The organism is Burkholderia sp. BCC1999, assembly GCF_905339975.1.
GTDB lineage: Bacteria > Pseudomonadota > Gammaproteobacteria > Burkholderiales > Burkholderiaceae > Burkholderia.
In genome coordinates this window covers 22,385-43,443 of sequence record NZ_CAJPHP010000006.1, presented here as the reverse complement: position 1 = coordinate 43,443, position 21,059 = coordinate 22,385, and the positions used below count along the sequence as shown (strand labels likewise).

19 protein-coding genes are annotated in these 21,059 nt (G+C 69.7%); 9 read left to right on the top strand and 10 right to left on the bottom strand.

Features of this window, described 5'->3' with window-relative positions:
- Positions 1-19: 19 nt before the first annotated feature.
- On the bottom strand, positions 20-916 hold the full coding sequence (locus U5809_RS09985; RefSeq protein ID WP_322086363.1) for an IclR family transcriptional regulator: 897 nt from the start codon (positions 914-916) through the stop codon (positions 20-22).
- A 294-nt stretch (positions 917-1,210) separates the two neighbouring features.
- Between U5809_RS09985 and U5809_RS09980 the strand changes: the two genes are divergently transcribed.
- Genes U5809_RS09980 through U5809_RS09950 form a run of 7 tightly spaced genes read left to right on the top strand, consistent with a single transcriptional unit; the run spans position 1,211 to position 8,029 of the window.
- Positions 1,211-2,293: an ABC transporter ATP-binding protein gene (locus U5809_RS09980; protein ID WP_322086362.1), complete on the top strand. Its 1,083-nt coding sequence runs from the start codon at positions 1,211-1,213 to the stop codon at positions 2,291-2,293.
- The gene (locus tag U5809_RS09975) at positions 2,294-3,274 is read left to right on the top strand and encodes an ABC transporter permease (RefSeq protein WP_322086361.1); all 981 of its coding nucleotides are present in this window, start codon (positions 2,294-2,296) and stop codon (positions 3,272-3,274) included. It abuts the gene before it with no gap.
- A complete protein-coding gene (locus U5809_RS09970) occupies positions 3,271-4,065 on the top strand; it encodes an ABC transporter permease (protein WP_322086360.1) in 795 nt (264 codons plus the stop codon). The genes U5809_RS09975 and U5809_RS09970 overlap by 4 nt, the downstream gene beginning before the upstream one ends.
- Entirely contained in the window at positions 4,065-4,412 is a 348-nt protein-coding gene (locus U5809_RS09965; RefSeq protein ID WP_322086359.1) for a (2Fe-2S)-binding protein, read from the top strand. Before U5809_RS09970 ends, U5809_RS09965 begins: the two co-directional genes overlap by 1 nt.
- Entirely contained in the window at positions 4,409-5,842 is a 1,434-nt protein-coding gene (locus U5809_RS09960) for an NAD(P)/FAD-dependent oxidoreductase (RefSeq protein ID WP_322086358.1), read from the top strand. Before U5809_RS09965 ends, U5809_RS09960 begins: the two co-directional genes overlap by 4 nt.
- Positions 5,835-6,986, top strand: coding sequence for an FAD-binding oxidoreductase (locus U5809_RS09955; RefSeq protein WP_322086357.1), 1,152 nt, complete (start codon positions 5,835-5,837; stop codon positions 6,984-6,986). The genes U5809_RS09960 and U5809_RS09955 overlap by 8 nt, the downstream gene beginning before the upstream one ends.
- The gene (locus U5809_RS09950) at positions 6,983-8,029 is read left to right on the top strand and encodes an ABC transporter substrate-binding protein (RefSeq protein WP_322086356.1); all 1,047 of its coding nucleotides are present in this window, start codon (positions 6,983-6,985) and stop codon (positions 8,027-8,029) included. Before U5809_RS09955 ends, U5809_RS09950 begins: the two co-directional genes overlap by 4 nt.
- Before the next feature lie 33 nt (positions 8,030-8,062).
- On the opposite strand, the gene U5809_RS09945 is transcribed toward U5809_RS09950, so the two are convergent.
- From U5809_RS09945 to U5809_RS09915, 7 genes are all read right to left on the bottom strand, one after another.
- On the bottom strand, positions 8,063-9,403 hold the full coding sequence (locus U5809_RS09945) for a serine hydrolase (RefSeq protein WP_322086355.1): 1,341 nt from the start codon (positions 9,401-9,403) through the stop codon (positions 8,063-8,065).
- A 48-nt stretch (positions 9,404-9,451) separates the two neighbouring features.
- Entirely contained in the window at positions 9,452-9,847 is a 396-nt protein-coding gene (locus U5809_RS09940; RefSeq protein ID WP_322086354.1) for a BON domain-containing protein, read from the bottom strand.
- Positions 9,848-9,887: 40 nt separating this feature from the next.
- A complete protein-coding gene (locus U5809_RS09935; RefSeq protein WP_322086353.1) occupies positions 9,888-10,946 on the bottom strand; it encodes a porin in 1,059 nt (352 codons plus the stop codon).
- A 118-nt stretch (positions 10,947-11,064) separates the two neighbouring features.
- Entirely contained in the window at positions 11,065-12,363 is a 1,299-nt protein-coding gene (locus U5809_RS09930; RefSeq protein WP_322086352.1) for an MFS transporter, read from the bottom strand.
- Positions 12,364-12,407: 44 nt separating this feature from the next.
- Positions 12,408-13,571, bottom strand: coding sequence for a CoA transferase (locus U5809_RS09925; RefSeq protein ID WP_322086351.1), 1,164 nt, complete (start codon positions 13,569-13,571; stop codon positions 12,408-12,410).
- Positions 13,568-14,755 (bottom strand): acyl-CoA dehydrogenase family protein, encoded by a 1,188-nt coding sequence (locus tag U5809_RS09920; protein ID WP_322086350.1) that lies wholly within the window; start codon positions 14,753-14,755, stop codon positions 13,568-13,570. Before U5809_RS09920 ends, U5809_RS09925 begins: the two co-directional genes overlap by 4 nt.
- Before the next feature lie 11 nt (positions 14,756-14,766).
- Positions 14,767-16,320, bottom strand: coding sequence for an AMP-binding protein (locus U5809_RS09915; protein WP_322086349.1), 1,554 nt, complete (start codon positions 16,318-16,320; stop codon positions 14,767-14,769).
- 102 nt (positions 16,321-16,422) lie between these two features.
- Between U5809_RS09915 and U5809_RS09910 the strand changes: the two genes are divergently transcribed.
- Positions 16,423-17,313, top strand: coding sequence for a LysR family transcriptional regulator (locus tag U5809_RS09910; protein ID WP_322086348.1), 891 nt, complete (start codon positions 16,423-16,425; stop codon positions 17,311-17,313).
- 137 nt (positions 17,314-17,450) lie between these two features.
- A complete protein-coding gene (locus U5809_RS09905; RefSeq protein WP_322086347.1) occupies positions 17,451-18,788 on the top strand; it encodes an MFS transporter in 1,338 nt (445 codons plus the stop codon).
- A gap of 11 nt (positions 18,789-18,799) precedes the next feature.
- On the opposite strand, the gene U5809_RS09900 is transcribed toward U5809_RS09905, so the two are convergent.
- Positions 18,800-19,810: a 3-hydroxybutyryl-CoA dehydrogenase gene (locus U5809_RS09900; RefSeq protein ID WP_322086346.1), complete on the bottom strand. Its 1,011-nt coding sequence runs from the start codon at positions 19,808-19,810 to the stop codon at positions 18,800-18,802.
- Positions 19,807-20,913, bottom strand: coding sequence for an NAD/NADP-dependent octopine/nopaline dehydrogenase family protein (locus U5809_RS09895; protein ID WP_322086345.1), 1,107 nt, complete (start codon positions 20,911-20,913; stop codon positions 19,807-19,809). The genes U5809_RS09900 and U5809_RS09895 overlap by 4 nt, the downstream gene beginning before the upstream one ends.
- Positions 20,914-21,059 lie beyond the last annotated feature (146 nt).

Genomic DNA, 21,059 nt, shown 5'->3' with positions numbered 1-21,059 from the left:
ACGGCGACGCCCGACGCGGCTATACGGTTTTCCCTGATAGCCCGTGCATCGGCCGCCGCAACGCGGCGTCGAACGGATTGGTCCGCGGCCCGATCGTGTCAGCCTGGCGCCGCAGCAGTTCGACGACCATCGGCATCCGGTCGTCGCCAAGGCGTGACGCGAGCGTGCCGACGCTCAACGCGCCGACCGGATAGCCGGTGCGATCGAGGATCGGCACCGCGACGCCGGCCATCCCGTCGAGCACGCCGCTGTTGCGGCCCGCGTAGCCGAGCTGCCGCACGCGTTCGATCTCGGTACGCAGGTACACCTCGTCGAGCACGCCGTAGCCGCGAATGCGCGGCACGTTGAAGCGGATCACTTCCTCTCGTTCGGCTTCAGGCAGGAACGCGAGGATCGCAAGACTGCCTTGCCCGACGCCGAGCGCGATGCGGCCGCCGATGTCACCGGTAAACGAACGGATCGGAAACGGGCCTTCGCACAGGTCGAGACACACCGCGTCGAAGCCGCTCTTCACGAGCAGAAAGATGGTCTCGCCGAGGCTCGCGCACAGCCTCAGCAGCGCGGGACGGCACAACGTGCGCATGCTGCTCGGGTTGCCGGCCTGCGCGGCGAGCGCGAAGAAGTCGACACTCAGCCGATACAGCTTCGACTGCTCGTCCTGTTCGACCATCCCTTCGGCGATCAGCGATTGCAGGATCCGGTGCGCGGTGCCCTGCGTGAGACCGACGGCCTTTGCCAGATGCGTGACGCGCACGCCGTCCTGCTGCATGCCGGCCAGCGCGCGCAGGATCGCGAACGCGCGCTGCAGCATGCCGGCGCCCGGTGCGCCGGCCGTATCGACCGGGTCCACGACGTCTTCGTCCGGGCGCGGCGCGCGTGCGGCCGGCGACGTTCCGGTCGAATGGGGTTCCTGCATGCCGGCTCTCCTCGATGATTTCATTGAACGGAATACGGTAGCCGCCATTGTCGTCGCGCCGAAATTCCACGGGCATCAGGGTGTGCACGGGATTGACGCGTGCGTTTCGCGGCTTTGCCACGCGTCATCCAGCGGAACAATTCGCTCGCGCTTCCTTCAACCGTTCCATTCACCGGAATTTTTCTGAAATTCCTCTCGTTCAGCAGAATTCGAAATTGACGCTCCGAAATATGGCTGGCTAGAGTCCGCCACATCGGTACACCGGCCACACGGTGTGCGAACCCGGAGCTTCCCATGTCGTTTCTCACGCTTACGGATCTGACGAAAACCTTCGGCGAGCTCACCGCCGTCGCCGACGTCAACCTGTCGGTCGAACAAGGCGAATTCGTATCGCTGCTCGGGCCGTCCGGCTGCGGCAAGACCACCACGCTGCAGATGATCGCGGGCTTCGTCGACGTCACGCGCGGCCGCATCGCGCTCGACGGGCAGGACATCACGCACCTGAAGCCGAACCGGCGCGGGCTCGGCATCGTGTTCCAGAGCTATGCGCTGTTTCCGCACATGAGCGTCGCGGAGAACGTCGGCTTCGGCCTCGACATGCGCGGCGTCGACAAGGCCGAGCGCGCCGAGCGCATCCGCGCGGCCCTCGCGCTCGTGCGTCTCGACGCGCTCGCGCACCGCTTCCCGCGCGAGCTGTCGGGCGGCCAGCGGCAGCGCGTCGCGATCGCGCGCGCGGTCGTGATCGAGCCGCCGGTGCTGCTGCTCGACGAACCGATGTCGAACCTCGACGCGAAGCTGCGCGAGGACATGCAGTTCGAGCTGCGCGCGATCCAGCGCAAGATCGGCACGACGACGATCATGGTCACGCACGATCAGTCGGAAGCGCTGTCGATCAGCGACCGCGTGGTCGTGATGGAAGCCGGCCGCATCACGCAGACCGATACGCCGTACCGCGCGTACGAGCGCCCGGAAAACCGCTTCGTGTCGCAGTTCATCGGCAAGGCGAACCTGCTGCCCGGCACGATCGTCGCGCACGACGGCGACGCCATTCGCATCGACCTCGGGCACGACCTCGCCGAGACGGGCCGTACGGCATACCTGCCGCCGCGCGAGCGCGACGTGCGCGTCGGCGATGCGGTGTCGGTCTGCATTCGTCCGGAGAAGCTGCGGCTGTGCGCGCCCGATGCCGGCCGCTTCGCCGCGACCGTCACGAGCCGCTTCTTCCTCGGCAGCCAGTGGCTGTACCGCGTCGACAGCGCGCTCGGCGAAGTGCTCGTGTGCTGCCAGAACGAAGGAGCGGAGCCGCTCGCGGAAGGCGCGCCGGTCGGGATCGACTGGCACAGCGACGCGGTGCGCGTGATGCGCCGGGAGGCCTGAATGGGACAACCTGCCCGTCCGCTCCCGACCGATGGCGCGCCGGCCGCGCTTGCGCAATCGGCCGCGGTTCCCGCCGACGCCGTGCCGGCACGCGCCGCCGAGCATACGATGCGTGCAACGTGGCGCGCGCATGCGCCGCTGTGGCTGATGTGCGCGCCCGCGTTCGCGCTGTTCGCCGCGCTCGTGCTCGTGCCGCTCGCGATGACGTTGATGCTGACGTTCTACCGCTTCGATCCGGCCACCGGCCCGATCGCCGCGTTCCAGTTCGGCAATTACGCGGAAGTGCTCGGCTCGTCGTACTTCCACACGATCTTCGCGCGCACATTCGGCATCGCCGCGATGACGACCGCGATCTGCGTCGCGATCGGCACGCCGGAAGCGTACGTGCTGTCGAAAATGCGCGACCCGTGGCGCTCGCTGTTCCTGCTCGCGATCCTCGCGCCGCTGCTGGTGTCGGTCGTCGTGCGCGCGTTCGGCTGGAGCATGTTGCTGAACACGAGCGGGCTCGTGAACCAGGCGCTCGGGCTCGCCGGCCTCGGGCCGTACAAGCTCGAATACACGACCTTCGCGATCGTGATCGCGCTGGTGCACGTCATGCTGCCGTTCATGGTGATCCCCGTGTGGACCGCACTGCAGCGGCTCGATCCGCAGACCGAGCACGCCGCGCTGTCGCTCGGCGCATCGCCATTCACGACGCTGCGCCGCATCGTGCTGCCGCAACTGATGCCGGGCGTGCTGTCGGGCAGCCTGATGGTGTTCGGGCTGTCGGCGAGCGCATTCGCGATTCCGGGCCTGCTCGGCGGACGCCGGCTGAAGGTCGCGGCCACGGCCGTCTACGATGAATTCCTCGGCTCGCTGAACTGGCCGCTCGGCGCGACGATCGCGGTGCTGCTGCTGGTCGCGAACCTCGTCGTGATGCTCACTTACTACCGCGTGCTCGAACGCCGCTACGCGCGCAGCCTCGGAGGTGCATCGCGATGAGAAAGAACGGCCCCGTTGCCCTCGCCTTCCACACGCTCGTGATCCTGTTCGTGCTCGCGCCGCTCGTGATCGTCGTGCTCGTCGCGTTCACGCCCGACGAAACGCTGACGCTGCCGACGCGCGGGTTGTCGCTGCGCTGGTTCCGCGCGATCCTCGACTATCCCGACTTCGTCACCGCGTTCTTCAACAGCGTGAAACTCGCGTTCGCGTCGGCGACGCTGTCGCTCGCGATCGCGCTGCCGGCGGGCCTCGCCATCGGCCGCGCGACGTTTCCCGGCCGCGCGTTCCTGAACGGGCTGCTGCTGTCGCCGCTCGTGATTCCCGGCCTCGTGCTCGGCATCGCGCTGCTGCGCTTCTTCGCGCTGATCGGCGCGACCGGCTCGTTCGTCTGGCTCGTGCTCGCGCACATGATCGTCATCACGCCGTTCGTGATGCGGCTGGTGCTGGCGTCCGTCGCGGGCCTCGACCGCAGTATCGAGCAGGCCGCATGCTCGCTCGGCGCGGACCCGTGGACGACCTTCCGCCGCATCACGCTGCCGATGATCGTGCCCGGCATCACGGGCGGCTGGCTGCTCGCGTTCATCAACAGCTTCGATGAACTGACGATGTCGATCTTCGTCACGTCGCCGCAGACGGTCACGCTGCCGGTGCGCATGTACATGTATGCGACCGAGTCGATCGACCCGATGATGGCGTCGGTATCGGCGCTCGTCATCTTCATCACCGCCGGCGCGATGCTGCTGCTCGATCGCGTGTACGGCCTGAACCGCATCCTGATCGGCCAACACTGATGACGACTTCCGTTTCCCGTTCCACCGGCATCGCGGACGACGGCGCGCAGTTCGTGCGCGTCGCCGAACGCGAGCGTGCCACCGTCGCGTTCACGCTGGACGGCCGCCCCGCGCTCGCGCTCACCGGCGACACCGTGCTCACCGCGATCCTCGTTGCGCAGCGCCGTGTGCGCGTGAGCGAATTCAGCGGCCAGCCGCGCGCGGGTTTCTGCCTGATCGGCGCGTGCCAGGACTGCTGGGTGCGCACCGAAACCGGCGCACGCGTGCGCGCATGCTCGACGCCGATCGCCGAAGGCATGCGGATTCTCACGGCCGCCCGGCCGGCCGCGACCGGAGACGCATCGTGAGCGCCGCACTGCAACCGGTGATCGTCGGCGCGGGGCCGGCCGGCGTGCGCGCGGCCGAAGCGCTGGTCGACGCGGGGCTGCGTCCGGTCGTGATCGACGAGAACGCGCGCTGGGGCGGACAGATCTACCGGCAACCGCCGGCCGACGGCGCATTCGCGCGCGGCAAGCGCGCGCTGTACGGCTTCGAGGCGCAGAAGGCCGACGCCGTGCACCGGACGATGGCCGCGCTGCTGCCGCACGTCGACTACCGGCCGAATACGCTCGCGTGGTCATGCGGTGCAGGCCGCGTCGACACGCTGCAGGACGGCCACGAAGTAACGGTGCCGTACTCACACCTGATCATTGCAAGCGGCGCGACCGACCGCATGCTGCCCGTGCCGGGCTGGACGCTCGCGGGCGTCTATACGCTCGGCGGCGCGCAAGTCGCGCTGAAGGCGCAGGGCTGCGCCATCGGCCGGCGCATCGTGTTCGCGGGCACGGGCCCGCTGCTTTACCTCGTCGCTTACCAATATGCGAAGGCCGGTGCGCGGGTCGCGGCCGTGCTCGACACGAGCCCGCTGCGCCGCCAGGCTGCCGCCGCGCCCGCGCTGCTGCGCATGCCGTCGACCTTCGCGAAGGGGCTCTATTACGTCGGCTGGCTGCGCGCGCACGGCGTCGCGATCAAAACGGGCGTCACGCTCGAGCGCGTGCTCGGCGATCAGCACGTGACGGGCGTCGCCTGGCGCGCCGCCGGTGACGGCGCACCGCCGCGCCTGCTCGACTGCGACGCGCTCGGCCTCGGCTTCGGCCTGCGGTCCGAAACGCAGCTCGCCGATCTTGCCGGCTGCCGGTTCGGGTTCGACCCGCTCAATCGCGCGTGGCTGCCCGAGCGCGACGCGGTCGGCCGCACGTCGGTGCGCGGCCTCTACGTCGCCGGCGACGGCGCCGGTATCGCGGGCGCCGATGCGGCCGAAGCATCGGGCCGGCGCGCGGCGCTCGCGTTGCTCGACGACGCCGGCGTCGCGTCGCCCGCGCCATCCGGCAAACCCGATGCGGCGACGCTCGAACACACGCTCGCGCGCGTCGGCGCATTCCGCGCGGGCCTCGAAGCGGCGTTCGCGCCGCCGGTCGAGCAGGCCGCACGCTGCCCCGACGACACGATCGTGTGCCGTTGCGAGGAGATCGACGCCGGTACGCTGCGCCGCTGTGTCCGCGACGGTGCCGCAACCGAGCTGAACCGGTTGAAGGCGCTGACGCGCGTCGGAATGGGCCGCTGCCAGGGCCGCATGTGCGGCGACGCGGCCGCGCTCGTGCTGGCCGCCGAAACCGGTCGCCCGCTCGCTGACGTCGGCCGGTTGCGTGCGCAACCGCCCGTGAAGCCGTTCCCGATCTCGGCCGCACTCGCGGGCGACGAAGTCGCGGCGATTCCCGACGAGGCGCGCGATGAATGAGATAAGACATTACGACGTCGCGATCGTCGGCGGCGGCCTCGTCGGCGCGTCGGCCGCGCTCGCGCTCGCGCGGCGCGGCTTGCGCACCGGGCTGTTCGAGCGGCGCGATTGCGGTGCGCAGGCAAGCGGCGTGAACTACGGCGGCGTGCGCTGCCAGGGCCGGCCTGCCGAGCAACTGCCGCTCGCGCTGCGTGCGCGGCGCATCTGGGATCGCCTGCCCGAACTGATCGGCATCGACGGCGAATTCGTCGTGTCGGGCCACCTGCGGCTCGCGCGCAGCAACACCGATCTCGACGCGCTCGATGCCTACGCGACGCTCGCCGGCGAACACGGCCTGCCGCTGCAGGTGATACGCGGCGATGCGTTCCGGCGCCGCTACCCGTGGCTCGGCCGCGCGGCGCTCGGCGGCTCGCTGTGCGAGACCGACGGTCACGCCAACCCGCGCCTCGTGTCGCCCGCGTTCGCGCGTGCGGCCCGCGCGGCGGGCGCGGACGTGTTCGAGCACACCCCCGTCGACGACGTTCACCACGACGGCACACGTTTTCACTTTCAGGCAGGCGGACGCGCCTGCACGGCGACGTGGCTGATCAACTCGGCCGGCGCGTGGGCGAACACGATCGCCGAGCGCTTCGGCGAAGCCGTGCCGATGGAGCCGATCTACCCGAACATGTGGGTGACCGAACCGCTCCCGCCGTTCATCACGCACAACCTCGGCGTGTACGGCGGCGGCGTGTATGCGCGGCAGGTCGCGCGCGGCAATTGCGTGATCGGCGGCGGGCGCGGCTGCGGCGACGGCGAATTCGGCCAGCCGTCGGTCGATACGACGCGCGCGGTGATGCGCGATGCGTGCGCGCTGCTGCCCGCGCTGCGTGACGCACTGCTGATCCGCACGTGGAGCGGCGTCGAAGGCTGCACGCCCGACCACAACCCGATCATCGGCGTGAGCCGCACGACGCCGCGCCTGCTGCATGCGTTCGGCTTTTCCGGCGGCGGCTTCCTGCTCGCGCCGGGTGTCGGCGACGTGCTCGCCGATCTCGTCACGGCCGGCGAAACCACCACGCCACTCGATGCATTCTCGATCGGCCGCTTCTTCCGCGAAGCCGAGCCGACCGCCCCTTTCCGTCAAGAGGAGACCCAACGATGAAATTGCTCGGAACGATCGCGGCCGCCGCCGCCCTCTGCGTCGCAAGCGCGGGCGCGCCCGCGTTCGCGCAAACCAAGACGATCTACGTCGGCATGAATGGCGGCCCGATGGAGAAGGCCTACACGAGCCAGGTGCTGCCCGACTTCGAGAAAGCGAACAACGTGAAGGTGGTCGTCGTGCCCGGCACGTCGTCGGACGTGCTCGCGAAACTGCTCGCGAACCGCAACAAGCCGCAGATCCACGTCGCGTTCCTCGATGACGGCGTGATGGCGCGCGCGGTCAGTCTCGGCGTGTGCCAGAAGCTCGACGATTCGCCGGTGCTGAAGGAGTTGTATCCGTTCGCGCGGATGAAAGACGACGTCGGCGCGGGCGTGCAGCTCGGGATGACCGGCATCGCGTACAACAAGAAGCTGTTCGCCGAGAAAGGCTGGACGCCGCCGACGTCGTGGATGGATTTCGCCGATCCGAAATACAAGGGCAAGGTCGTGTTCCAGTCGGCGTCGAGCAGCACGTTCGGGCTGCACGGCTTCCTCGCGATCAACCGGCTGCTCGGCGGCAGCGAGCAGAACGTCGAGCCCGGCTTCAGCAAGTGGGCGAGCACGGTCGGGCCGAACGTCGTCGAGTACATCCCGAACTCGGCGAAGATCTCGGAGATGGTGCAGACCGGCGAAGCCGGCCTGTTCCCGCTCACGCCGACCGGCGTCGGCGACCTGCAGGACAAGGGCATCCCCGTCGCATACGCGAACCCGAAGGAAGGCCCCGTGCTGCTGCTCGTCGACCTGTGCGTGGTCGCGAACAATCCCGATCCGCAGCTCGCGCAGAAGCTCGCGCAGTTCCTGCTGTCCGCCCCCGCGCAAACGAAGGCGGCCGAGGCCGGCAAGCAGATTCCGACCAACCGCGTCGCGAAAATGCCCGCCGCGATGCAGCAGAGCCTCGGCAATGTCGACGACCTCGTGCGCAAGGTGACCGTGGTCGACTGGACCGCGATCAACGCGCGCCGCGCGCAGTGGGATACGCGCTGGAACCGGCAGATCGAGCGGTAACGCCGCGCAGGTGCGGTTGCGGGTGAGGTTGCGTTACCGCAGCTTCTCCGCGACCGCGCGCGCCACCATGCTCAGCGCGTCGCCGCGTTCGAGCGCCGCGCGCGGCCGTGTCGTCTGGCCCTGCGCATCGAGCGCCCGCGGCGCGAAATCCGGCGACGACGAGAACTTGACGATCGTCAGCGCGGTCTTCGGGTTGACGAGGATCGACTGGCCGAACCGCCCCGCTGCGGCGAACGAGCCGTCACCGTCGTTCACCTGATACCAGTAGTCGCGATACGCATAACCGTCCTTGCCGGGAATCACGTTGCCCTGCGCGAACAGCGCCGCGTTGTGCGCCGGCTGCAATGCCGCGCGAACCGTCGCGGCCGGCAGTGTGCCACGCGCGCCGCCGAGCCCCGTGCGCACACGCTCCGCGAAACGCGCGGCGTCGCGCAGCGTCGTGTACAGCCCGCCGCTGGCCATTGCCATCGCATTGCGGTCGACCGCGACGTACGCATCGTCTTCCGCGAAATCGCGCCACAGCCAATGCTCGACCAGCGCGCTCCACGACTGCCCCGTCGCGCGCTGCATCGCCCACGCGACGGCTTCCGGCGAACCGTTCTGGTAGAACCATGTGCTGCCGGGCGCCACATCCGGCACGCGCCGCACGGTCAGCAGGTAGTCGGCGATGCTGGCCGGCGCGCCATCGTGGCGCGGCACCAGCCCGACCGCGCCGAACAGGCCGATATCGGGCGCAATGCCCTGCGAATAGGCAGTCGGCACTTCCATGTCGAGGTTCTGCTGCAGCGTCGCGCTGCCGAACGGCGTGTCGGCGAGTTCCGGCACCGTGCGCGACAGCGGTGCGCCCGCGTCGAGCACGCCCGATTCGATCATCTGCGCGGCCAACAGCCCCGTCACCGATTTCGTCATCGACGCCCAGGCGTGCGTCTGGTCGGGCCGGAAGCCGTCGAAATAGCGTTCGTAGACGATCCGGCCGCGCTGCAGCACGATGAAGCCGTCGGTATGCGTCGCGCGCAAATACGCGTCGAGCGTCAGCGTCTCGCCGCCGATCGTCACGGGCAGCGCGTCGAGGCCGGGCGCCGGCTGCTCGGGGAGCGGCATCGGCGCGGCCGCGTGCCGGATACCGGCCGTCGGCGCGAGCAACCGCGTGTTGCTCAACGCCCAGCGCAGGCTGGCCGGCGTGAACACGTTTTTCTTGTTGACGATCTGGTCTGCCGGCGGCGGGAAGCCCTGCATCATGCCCGCCGGCGTCGCGCCGTCGGCCGCGGTGGCGGGTGCGGCGGTCGCGGCGAGCGCGAGCCCGCCGGCCAGCATCAAGGTGCCGGCGAGCCGGCGGGGACGCCGGTCAGCCGTAAAGCGTCGATGGATTCGCATCGGATAAGTGCCTCGTCGTTGAAAGAGAATGGGCGGCACGCCCGGACATTACGGCTGCTGGCCGTCGATACGCAACAGGTTCGACACCGACGTCACGCCGTCGACGCCCCGCGCGACCGTCGCCGCGAGATTCACCTGGGTCGTATCCATGACCGAGCCGGACAGCGTCACGCTCCCGTCGCGCACGCGCACGAGGATGCGCGTCACGTTCAGGTTTTTCGTACGGGCCAGCGCCGTGCTGACGCGACGCTTCAGCTTGCGGTCGGCTGCCTTGCGTTGCGCCGGCGACAGGCTTGCCGATGCCGGCGCTTGCGCCGATTCCCGCGCAACCGGGGCTGCCGATGACGGAACCGCCGCACTCGAGGCGTCGGGTTGCGCGCAGGCCGTGATGCTCCAGCATGCTGCCGTCAGCAGCGCCGCGACAAGTCGGAATGAAGTACGCATAATCGTGTCACGCTCCTTGAAAGCCATTGAAAAGAACACCTCAGAACTGCGTCATCAGCCCGATCGACACGCCGGTCGTCGCACTCGCCCCGCGCCGCAGGTTCAATGCCGCGATCGTCGCCGGGTCACGCATGTACGCGCCGGTCATCCCGTTGCGATCGACTTCGACATACAGCTCGGTACGCTTCGACAGGAAGTACTCGGCGATCGCGTAGGTCGTCAGCTTGTGGCCGTCCGCACCCGATACGTTGCCGAGATTGCGCGCACGGTCGTAGAACGCGGCCGCGCTCAGCTGCACCGACGGCAGCGGCTGCACGACGACGCCGAACGACGGGATGTCGTCGCGCCGCGACGGCGCGCCGGCCTTGTTCGCGCGCACGTTCAGCGACGCATAGCTCAGGTAGAAACGCGCGCGGCCGAGCTGCAGCGTGCCGCCCGCCTGGATCGTCTGCGCGGATTGCGAGCCGTCCGGGCTGTACGTCTTCGCATACGACACGCCGCCCATCAGGTCCGAATACGTGTACATCGCGGCCGTCGAATAGCTGGTGCCCGCGTGCGCGCTGCCCGCGACGCCGCCGGGCGAATAGTTCGCGCCGAAGCGCAGGCCGCCCACCTGCCCGAGATACTTGATCGTGTTGTTGAAGCGCGAGTCGAGCGTGAAGAAGTTGCCGTCGAACAGCACGCCCGGCTCGACCGCGAGCGACTGCCCACGCCCGCCGAGCGGATCGAGGGCGATGCCGAGATCCTCCGCGACGTTGAACTGGCGGCCGAACGTCACGCGGCCGAAATCGCCCGTGAGGCCGACATACGCGGCCTGCGAGAACAGCGTGCCGGACGTCTTCAGCGCACCGGTGCCGCTGCTGAATGCGCCGTCGAGCACGAACAGCGCCTTCAGCCCGTTGCCGAGATCCTCCCGGCCGCGAATGCCGAACTCGTTGCCCGCGATGATGTTGTTGTTGAAGCCGACCTGGCTGCCGCCCGGCAGCCCGTTGACCCAGCGCACGCCGCCGCCGATCCGTCCGAACAGCGTCACGCTCGACTGCGCGTGCGCGCTCCCGCACAGCGCGCCGACCAGCGCCGCTGCAAGCATCTTCTTCATGTCTCCTCCTGCCGCGTCGTCGCGCGGCGTATCGTGGTGCTGCTACCGTCGAAAGGCGCCGCCGCCCGGCAAGCGGGTCGCACGCCGAAAGCGATGTGATGTGATGCGATATGCGGCGCTAGCGGCCGCACGCGCCGACCGGTGGCGCGGCGTGTTCCGCGTCACCGGCGAGGCGCCGCAGCGAGCGTTGCGGATCGAGGCACCAGGCGCCGAGCACGCCGCATGCGATCAGCACGACGCCGCACACGATGCTCGCCTGCTCGAAGCCATGCGCGACCGACGCGACGGCCCCCTCGATCAGCATCCCGGTAATGACCGGCGCGCCGAGGCCCGCGAGTGATGCGAAGCCGTTGCTGAGCGCGAGCACGCCGCCGCGCTGCGCATCCGGCGTCACTTCGGCGAGCATCGCGGGGCCGATCGAGTACATCGTCAGCGTCAGCCCGCTGCCGAGCGTCAGCAGCACGAGCTTCGCCGCGCGCGGCATCTCCGGCACCGGCAGCAGGGCCAGCATCGCGCCGGCGATCGCGAGCGTGACCGCGATGAACGTGCCGCGCCCGTGCCGCGACGGCATCCCGCGCGCGAGCAGGGTTTGCGACAGCCACGCGAGCGCGAGGCTGAGCGGCGACGTGACCGCGACGAACAACGCGAACATCCGGCCGGCCTCGTGCGGCCCGAAGCCGAGCCCGAGCTGCAGGTAGGTCGGCATCCACGTGAGCGTCATCGCGAGAATCCAGTTCGCCGCGAAATGGCCGAGGAAGTTGCCGAGCACCGTGCGGTCGGTCAGCAGCCGCCCGTACGGCACGCGGTCGCCGCCGGCCGTGCGTGGCGCCCGCGACAGCGTGCCCTCCTCGCCTGCCACGGCCCACGCGATGCACCACACCATCCCGAGCAGCGCCAGCACCGCGAAATTCGCGCGCCAGCCCCAGTGCGTCGTGATGATCGGGATCGAGAGCCCCGCGATCAGCAGGCCGAGTGCGCTGCCCTGGTGCAGCAGCGCAACGGGGAGGTTGCGCCGCGTATCGGGAAACCACTTGTAGATCGCGTGCGTCGCGACCGGCGACGCCGGCCCTTCGCCGATGCCGAGCAGCACGCGGCACGCGATGACGACCCAGATCGAGCTCGCGGCGAGCATCGGCAGTTGCAGCAGCGCCCACGCGGCCGCCATCGCGAACAGCAGCCATTTCGCGGGCCAGCGGTTCGCGGCGATGCCGCCCGCGACCGCCGCGACCGCGAACAGCCAGTTGAGGCTGCCGCCGATCACGCCGAACTGCGTCGGGCTCAGATGCAGGTCGCGCATCATCGGCACCGACACGAGGCCGAGCACGACCTTGTCGAGAAAATTCACCAGCATCATCAGCGCGAGCATCGTCGCGATGGACCACGCCCGTCCGGGGCGGTATTGCGCGCCATTCGTCATGGCTGTCTCCTGTTTCGTTATCGTCGGCGGCCGGGTGCGTCGCGCTACCCGCCGCCGTGCTCGCCGGGCGCCGGCACACGGTCATCGCCGTCCGGCAAGCCGAGCGAGAACTTCACCGGGAAGCGCACCGCGAGCGTGTGGTCCGCGGCCACCTCGCGCGCGACGCCGCGTGCACGCACGTGCGGATCGTCGAACACCTCGCCGGCCACCGGCACGCGCGACACGGGCAACCCGAGCGCACCGAGCACGCGCATCCAGTCGTCCAGCGTGCGGGTTGCGAACGTGGTACGCAGCAGCGCGCCGAGTGCGTGCCGATGCTGCTGCCGGCCTGCGCGCCGGGCGTAGCGCGGGTCGCGCAGCGCCGGATACGCGTCGCCGAGCGCATCGGCGAACGCGGCCCAGAACTTGTCCTCGAACGTCGCGAGCACGATGTGCCGCCCGTCGGCGGTTTCGAACAGGTCGTTGTCGGGCATCACCCAGCGTGCGGTGTCGGGCGTATCGCGGCCCGTGCGCAGTGCCCATGCGGCCGGTGCGGTCCACGCGAACATCGCATCGTGGATCGACACGTCCAGGTGCTGGCCGACCCCGTTCGCGCGTGCGCTCATCACGGCAACGGCGAGCGCGAGCGCCGCATGCATGGCGGCCGCATGATCGGCCAGCCGCACGCGCGGCCGCGCGACGGCGTCATGCAGTTGCGCGGGCACCGACCAGTAGCCGGCGTCGGCAAGAAAGTTCAGGTCGTGGCCGGGGCGGTTCGCATACGGGCCGTCCTGCCCGTAGCCGGTGATCGAACACAGCACGATGCGCGGGTTCACGCCGGCCAGCGCGGCGTAATCGAGCCCGAGCCGCGCCATCACGCCCGGCCGGTTGCCTTCGACCACCGCATCGGCATCGCGCACGAGATCGAGAAAGCGCGCGCGGCCGTCGGGCGTTTTCAGATCGAGCACGATCGAGCGCTTGCCGCGGTTGAACTGCGCGAACGTATCCGCGCCGAACTGCCGAAGCGCGTCGCCGCCCGGCGGCTCGACCTTGATCACGTCGGCGCCGAGCTGGCGCAGCAGCGCGCACGCATGCGGCCCGGGCAGCAACTGGCCGGCATCGATGATCCGCACGCCGTGCAGGCACGACCAGGCGGGCGCGTGGTCGTCGCCTGCCGGCCACGGGTCGTGCAGGCCGGTGGCGCGCTCCTTGTCGTCGCGCGCCGTCATGCTTCGCGCCCCGCGCCGGCCGGTTCGAGAATCGCCTTCGCGATCGCGTTGCGCTGGATCTCGCTCGTGCCGGTCAGGATGCGGAACATCCGCAGCTTGCGGAACGTCTGCTCGACCGGGTGGCCGCGCGTCACGCCGACGTTGCCGTGGATCTGAACAGCCTTGTCCGCCACTTCGAAGCAGCGCTCCGACACATACAGCTTGCATGCCGATGCCGTCATCCGCAGGTCGGCTCCCGCGTCGGCCAGCGCGGCCGTGTGCGCGATCATGCTTTCGCACGCCCACAGCGCGGCGGCCATGTCGGCGAGCATGTGCTGGATCGCCTGGAAGCGCGCGATCGGCCCGCCGAACTGCCGGCGCGTACGCGCATGATCGAGCGACGCGCGATACGCGGACATCGCGAGGCCGAGCATCGTCGGGCAATGCAGCAGCCGGTTCACGTTGATGCGCGACATGCCGAGCTTGAAGCCGTCACCGACCCCGCCGAACACGTTCTCGCGCGGCACGCGCACGTCGACGAAACGGATGTCCGCGTCGATGTGCTGGCCGGACATCGGCACGTACTCGTGCTCGACGCTCACGCCCGGCAGGTCGAGATCGACGAGCACGGCCGTGATCTGCGGCGGCGTCGCGGTCGCATCGGTCACGCACATCACGATCGCGAAATCGGCGAACGGCGCGCCGCTGATGTAGTGCTTCGTGCCGTTGATGACGAGCGAATCGCCATCCTCGACCGCCGTCGTGCGGATGCTCATCGCGTCCGAGCCCGAGTGCGGCTCGGTCAGCGCGAAGCAGGTCGATTTTTCGCCGCGCATCACCGGCTTGAAATAGCGTTCGAGCTGCGCGGGCGTCGCGTACTTCAGCATGTTGCCGATGCGCGGCGGGCCGCCGAGTTCGCCGAGCACGTGCGGCGCGAGCGCCGCGCCGCATGCGGCGAGGTCGGCCTTCAGCGCGCAGACCTCGGCGATCGACAGCCCCTGGCCGCCGATCTCGACGGGCAGGCTCGCGGTGTAGAAGCCGAGCGCGGCCGAACGTTGCCACACGCGGCGCAGCACGTCGCGCGGCCAGACGCCTTCCGAGTCGAGCCGCAGCTCGCGCTCGATCGGGCGCAGTTCGTCATCGACGAAGCGCAGCACGGCCGCGCGCAGCGCGACGAATTCGGGGCGTTGCAGATGATCGAACATGGCGGGCTCCTTCAGTTGACGCGGCGCGTAACACCGCGCCAGTACGGCTCGCGCACGAGCTTGCGGGCGATCTTGCCGCTCGCGTTCTTCGGCAGCTCCACGACGAAATCGATGGAGCGCGGCGCCTTGTAGTCGGCGAGCCGCTCGCGGCAGTGCGCAACAAGATCGGCCGCCTGCGCGCTGCGGCCCGAACGCAGCACGACGACGGCCTTCACGGCCTCGCCCCACTTGTCGTCGGGCACGCCGACGACGCACGCCTCGAGCACGTCTTCATGCCGATACAGCGCCGCTTCGACTTCGGTCGGATACACGTTGAAGCCGCCCGAAATGATCATGTCGTGCTTGCGGTCGACCAGGTAGATGAAGCCGTCGCGGTCGGTGCGCGCGAGGTCGCCCGTGTACAGCCAGCCGTCGACCAGCACCTCGCGCGTCAGCTCCGGCGCGTTCCAGTAGCCCTGGAACACGTCCGCGCCGCGGATCACGATCTCGCCGATCGCGTCGCCTTCGACTTCGCGCCCGTCGGCGCCGACCACCCGCACCTCGGTCTCGCCGAGCGGCCGGCCACACGACGCGAGCTGCTCGCGGTCGTACAGCAGCGCATGCGCGTGATCGGCGATGCCGAGCCGCGTGACGCCCGACGTCGATTCGCTCGCGCCATAGCCCTGCGACAGCACCGGGCCGATGCGCGCCCAGGCTTCCTCGATACGCGCCGGCGCCATCGGCGCCGCGCCGTAGCCGAGCACCTTCAGGCTGCGCAGGTCGGCCTGTGCCAGCTCGGGCACGTTCAGCAGCATGTTGACCATCGCCGGCACCATGAACGTGTGCGTGATGCGCTGGCGCGCAACTTCGGCGAGGAAATGCGCGGGCTCGAACGCGTCGAACAGCACGAGCGTCGCGCCGCAGAACAGGTACGGCTGCATCAGCATCCCCGACGCATGCGTGATCGGTCCGATCAGCGCGAGCCGGTCGCCGGGCTGCGCGGGGCGATCCATCCCGAGCACGATCTTGCGCAGCGACGCGATCCGGTTGCCATAGCTCTGCATCGCGGCCTTGATGCGCCCGGTCGAGCCGGACGAGAAGTGCAGCACCGCGAGATCGTCGGCCGCCGGCGTGTAGTCGGGCGGCGTATCGCCGCCCTTCGCGAGCAGCGTTTCGTAGTCGAGATAGCCGGCGACCGCGCCGCCGAGCGACACGAACCGCTCGACCGCCCCAAAGCCTGGCGAATCGGGCGTGTAGTCCGTATAGCCGCGCCCGCCGATGAACGCGACGGGCGCGCAGTTGCCGACGACGTCGGCAGCCTCGGCCGCCGTGAAGCGCGGGTTCAACGCGGCCTTCACGAGACCGGCCTTGTACAGCGCGCATTCGATCTCGACGAGCTCGATGCAGTTGCGCGACTGCACGGCGATGCGCTCGCCGCGCGCGAAGCCGAGGCCGCGCAGCGCGTTCGCGAGCCGCGTCGAACGCTCGTCGAGCTGACGGTAAGTGACGGCGCGGTCGCGGTGGATCACGGCGGGCTGGCTGCCCCAGTAGCGGGCCGCGCGCCGCAGGAAGTAGGCGAAGCTCAAAACGAATCTCCTGGTCGAACAGTGCCGCCAGTCTGTAAGATGCCGAGGCATCACCACAATGCATTACCGGATATAAAGTCATAACCAACAGGAATCCCATCGATGGATACACGCGATCTGGAGTACCTGCTGGCCGTGGAGCGGCACGGCAGCATCGGCAAGGCGGCCGAGGCGCTGGGGTTGTCGCAGCCCGCGCTGACCAAGGCCGTGCAGCGGCTGGAGGCGCAGGTCGGCGTGACGCTGTTCGAGCGCACCGCGAACGGGATGACGCCGACGCCGGCCGGCGCGCGCTTCGTCGCCCGCGCACAGCGGATCGCGCTCGAATTCGACGATGCGATGCAGGAGATGCGCGCGATCCGCGGCGGCGAACAGGGCATCGTGCGGATCGGCTACTCGCCGACCGTGCCCAACGCGTTCGTGCTCGGCGCGTGCCGGCAGCTGATCCGCGAACGGCCGGCCGCGCGGCTGCGGCTGCGCTGCCGGCTCGCGCGCGAACTGCTCGACCTGCTCGCGGCCGGCGAACTCGACCTCGTGATCGCGCCCGAACCGCAGCAACCGGACGCCGCACTCGACACCATCGCGTTGCTCGACGACCGCCTGACGGTGCTCGCCGACGCCGCCCACCCGCTGCAGCGCAAGCGCGCGCTCACGCTCGCGGATCTCGCCGACCAGGAATGGCTGCTGCCGGAAACGACGATCCCGGTGCGACACCGGATCGACGACGCGTTCCGCGCGCGCGGGCTGCCGGCGCCGCGCCTGCGCATCGAGACGGATTTCGGCAACACGTCGCTGTTGCAGCTGCTGCACGGCACGTCGCTGCTGTGCGTCGGCGGCGCCGATGCACTCGACCAGGTGACCGGGCTGCGTGCGCTCGACCTGAAGGCCGGCGAGCTCGAACTGGACCGCCGCATCGGCGCGATGCACCGCGCGGGCGCGTACGTGCCGCCGCTGGCGCAGCGGATGATCGCGCTGCTGCAGGAGAACGTCGCGTAGCGGCGCGCGGACCATCATTTGCGGGAGTGATGACCCTCCCCTTTTTCTGCGGATTTGACCGGGGGCACGGTGCCGACAACACTAGCCCGCAGTGCTGCACAAGACGGCACGCGCCCGCCTCCCCTTCAGAGTCCGCCATGTACCCGACCGACACCGTGCAATCCCCGAGCGCCGCCCGGCCGCTCGCCGACCGGCAACTGCGCCGGATCGTCATCGCCTCCGTCGCCGGCAACGCGATGGAGTGGTACGACTTTTTCGTGTACGGCACGGCCGCCGCGCTCGTGTTCGGCCACGTATTCTTTCCGCCCGGCGCATCGCCGCTCGCCGGCAGCCTCGCCGCGTTCGCCGCGTTCGCGCTCGGTTTCGTCGCGCGGCCGCTCGGCGGGATCGTGTTCGGTCACGTCGGCGATCGTTACGGCCGCAAGGCGTCGCTCGTGTGGACGCTGCTGATCATGGGCGCGTCGACCTTCGCGATCGGCCTGCTGCCGACCTATGCGCAGGTCGGCCTGTGGGCGCCGGCGGCGCTCGTCGTGCTGCGGCTGCTGCAAGGCGTCGCATCCGGCGGCGAATGGGGCGGCGGCGTGCTGATGATCAGCGAAAACGCGCCGCCCGAGCAGCGCGGCTACTACGCGGCGTGGAGCCAGCTCGGCGTGGGCGGCGGCTTCGTGCTGTCGTCGGCCGCGTTCCTCGCCGCGCAGGCGCTGCCGGACGACATGTTCCGCGCGTGGGGCTGGCGGCTGCCGTTCCTCGCGAGCATCGCCATCTTCGCGATCGGCATCTACATCCGCCGCCATCTGCCGGAAAGCCGTGACTTCGAGCAGGCCGGCAAGCGCGGCGCGCACACGCATCTGCCGATCGTCGAGTGCATCCGCCGTCATCCGAAGGAAATCCTGCTCGCGATGGGGCTGCGCGTGGCCGAGAACGGCGGGGCGTACATCTTCCTCGCGTTCTCGCTCGTCTACGGCAAATACGTCGGCATCCCGAACGGCGTGATGCTGACCGGCGTGATGATCGCGATGATCGTCGAGATGGGCGCGATGCTCGCGTGGGGCCGGCTGTCCGACCGGATCGGCCGCAAGCCCGTGTACCTGATCGGCGCGCTGAGCCTCGTCGCGTGCGCGTTCCCGTTCTTCTGGCTGCTCGACACGCGCGTGACGCCGCTCGTCTGGCTCGCGCTGACGGTCGGCACGGCCGTGAGCCACGGCGCGATGATCGGCACGCTGCCCGCGCTCGTCGGCGAGCTGTTCAGCACCGAGGTGCGTTACTCGGGTGTCGCGCTCGGGCATGAAGTCGCGTCGATCTTCGCGGGCGGGATGTCGCCGCTGATCGCGACCGCGCTGCTCGCGCGCTATCACGCGTCGTGGCCCGTCTCGCTGTTCCTCGTCGCGCTCGGCCTCGTGACCGTCGCGACGTTGTGCGTGATGCGCGAGACGTGCACCACGCACGCCGACGGTTCGCGCGGCGACGCCGCATGACCGCGCGACGGTCAGCGCCCGGCGTCGCGCCGCGCGCTGTCGAAGGCCGGCGCCAGCCCCAGGTGATCGAGCAGCCGCGCGAATTCGCCGAGCCGCTGCCGCACGTACGCGGGCACGTCGACCTCCGCATAGTCGTGGAAGCCGGCGCCCGTACGCACGCCGTCGCGCCCGGCTTCCATGTTCCGCACGACGCTCGCGGCCGGTGCGAAGCGCGGGCCGATCTCGCCGGCCAGGTACGTCGACGCGTAGTACAGGATGTCGCAGCCGCCCCAGTCGATGAATTCGAGCAACCCGAGCACCGCGAAGCGCGGCCCGAAACCGGTGCGGATCGCCGTGTCGATGTCCTCGGCGCTTGCCACGCCCTCCTCGACCATCCGCGCGGCTTCGTTCATCGCGAGCGCCTGGATGCGCGGCACGATATAGCCGGGCACCGGCCCGCAGATCACCGGCCTCTTGCCGACGCGTTCGAGCAGTGCGGCAAGCATGTCGACGACGGCTTGATCGGTCGCGTCGCTGCGGCTGATCTCGACGAGCGGCATCAGCAGCGCGGGATTCAGCCAGTGCGCGTTCAGCATCCGCCCCGGGTGCGCGACATGACGCTGCAACTCGGTGACGACGAACGTCGACGTGGTCGACGCGATCGTGGCATGGGTATCGACGTGTTCGCCGAGCCAGCGCAGTGCGTCGGCCTTCGCGTCCAGCACTTCGGGCAGCGCTTCGAACACGATATCGGCGTGGCGCACCGCGTCCGCCGCGCCGTCACGCGAGACGAGCACGATGCGCGCGACGACGGCATCGGCCTGCGCGGCATCGATGCGACCGAGCGCGACCTGCGCGTGCAGCGGCCGCACGATCTCGTCGCGCGTGCGCGCTTCGAATGCCTGCCAGCCGGCCACATCGCGCCGCTTGAAGTCGACCAGCGTCACGTCGAGCCCCGCGAACGCGAACACGAGTGCGATCCCCTGCCCCATGCGTCCCGCGCCGAGCACGTGAATGCGCGTCACATCGGCGGCCGCCTTCATGCCGTGTACCCCGCGTCGAGCAGCGCGCGCAGCGCGTCCTTCGACAATGCGGCAAGCCCGAGCCGCTCCAGCGTGCGACCTTCCGCGTACAGGTCGCGCACCGCGACCGCGCTCGCGATGCTCAGCAGCCCCTGCGCGACCGGCGTCGGCACACCGGCCCAGCGCCCGCACGACACGACGAACGACAGCCCGAGCCGGGTGTCTTCGAGCATGTAGCGATGCGTGCGCAGATCGATCTTCTCGCGCCAGTCGCCGCTATCGGTCAGCTTGCCGTGCGCGCCGCGCCCGTACATCCATTCGTCGCCCTCGGTCGCGTAGTGATCGGCGAGCGGGAAATGCGGCGCCCGGTAACCGAGCGCTTCGCGCACCGCGATGCGTTCGGCGTCGAGCGCGTTCGTCACGCGGCGGATCGACGGCTGCGTGCCTTCGTTGTGGATGTCCCACGCATCGAAGTGTTCGAGCGGCCCGGCATTCATCAGGATCAGCGGCGGATGAATCACGGGGCCCGCGTTCATCAGCGCGCCGGACAATGCGTCGTCGACCGGCTCGACCGACGGATAGCCCGCGCGCAACACGTCGAACGCCCAGCCGGCCGCATTCGCCGGAAACACGCCGGTCGGCAGACGTGTCGCGTATGCGCTGATCACGACATCGTTGTCGCCATGCTTGCGCACGAGATACGGCAGCGTGCCCGTTTCGGCGAACGCGACGCGCGAACGATTGCCGGCATCGGCCGCCGCACGCGCGAACACGAAGCTGCCGAACGTGCCGGGCGGCAGGAAGACGACCTGACCGTCCTCCAGCAGCGGGGCGACCTGCGCGGCGAGCGCGTCGTGCGACGTGGACGGCAGCGGCACCACGACGAGCTGCGCGCCGCGCAGCGCGGCCGCGAGATCGTCCGTCAGGCGGATCGCGCCTGGCGCGTCGCCGAGCGGCACCGTCCGCTTGCCACGATAGTCGGTCACGTTCAGCACACCAAGCTCGCGCAGCCGCGCGTGCGGCTCGCGGTCGCGCCGCCACCACGTCACGTCGTGGCCTTTCTCGAGCAGGTCGATCGCCGCCGCATGGCAGCCGTGGCCGCCGCCCAGAACACATGCCTTCATCGTTTTCTCCCGGTGATTGAGTGTTTCCGAGACTACCCGGCCGACTTCGCCGCGTCGCTTCAAAACGCGCAACGACACACCCGTTCGCGCAACGCAATCGCGGCGACGCGCATGCCGCCACGCCCCTGCATCCGTTACGAGGCCTA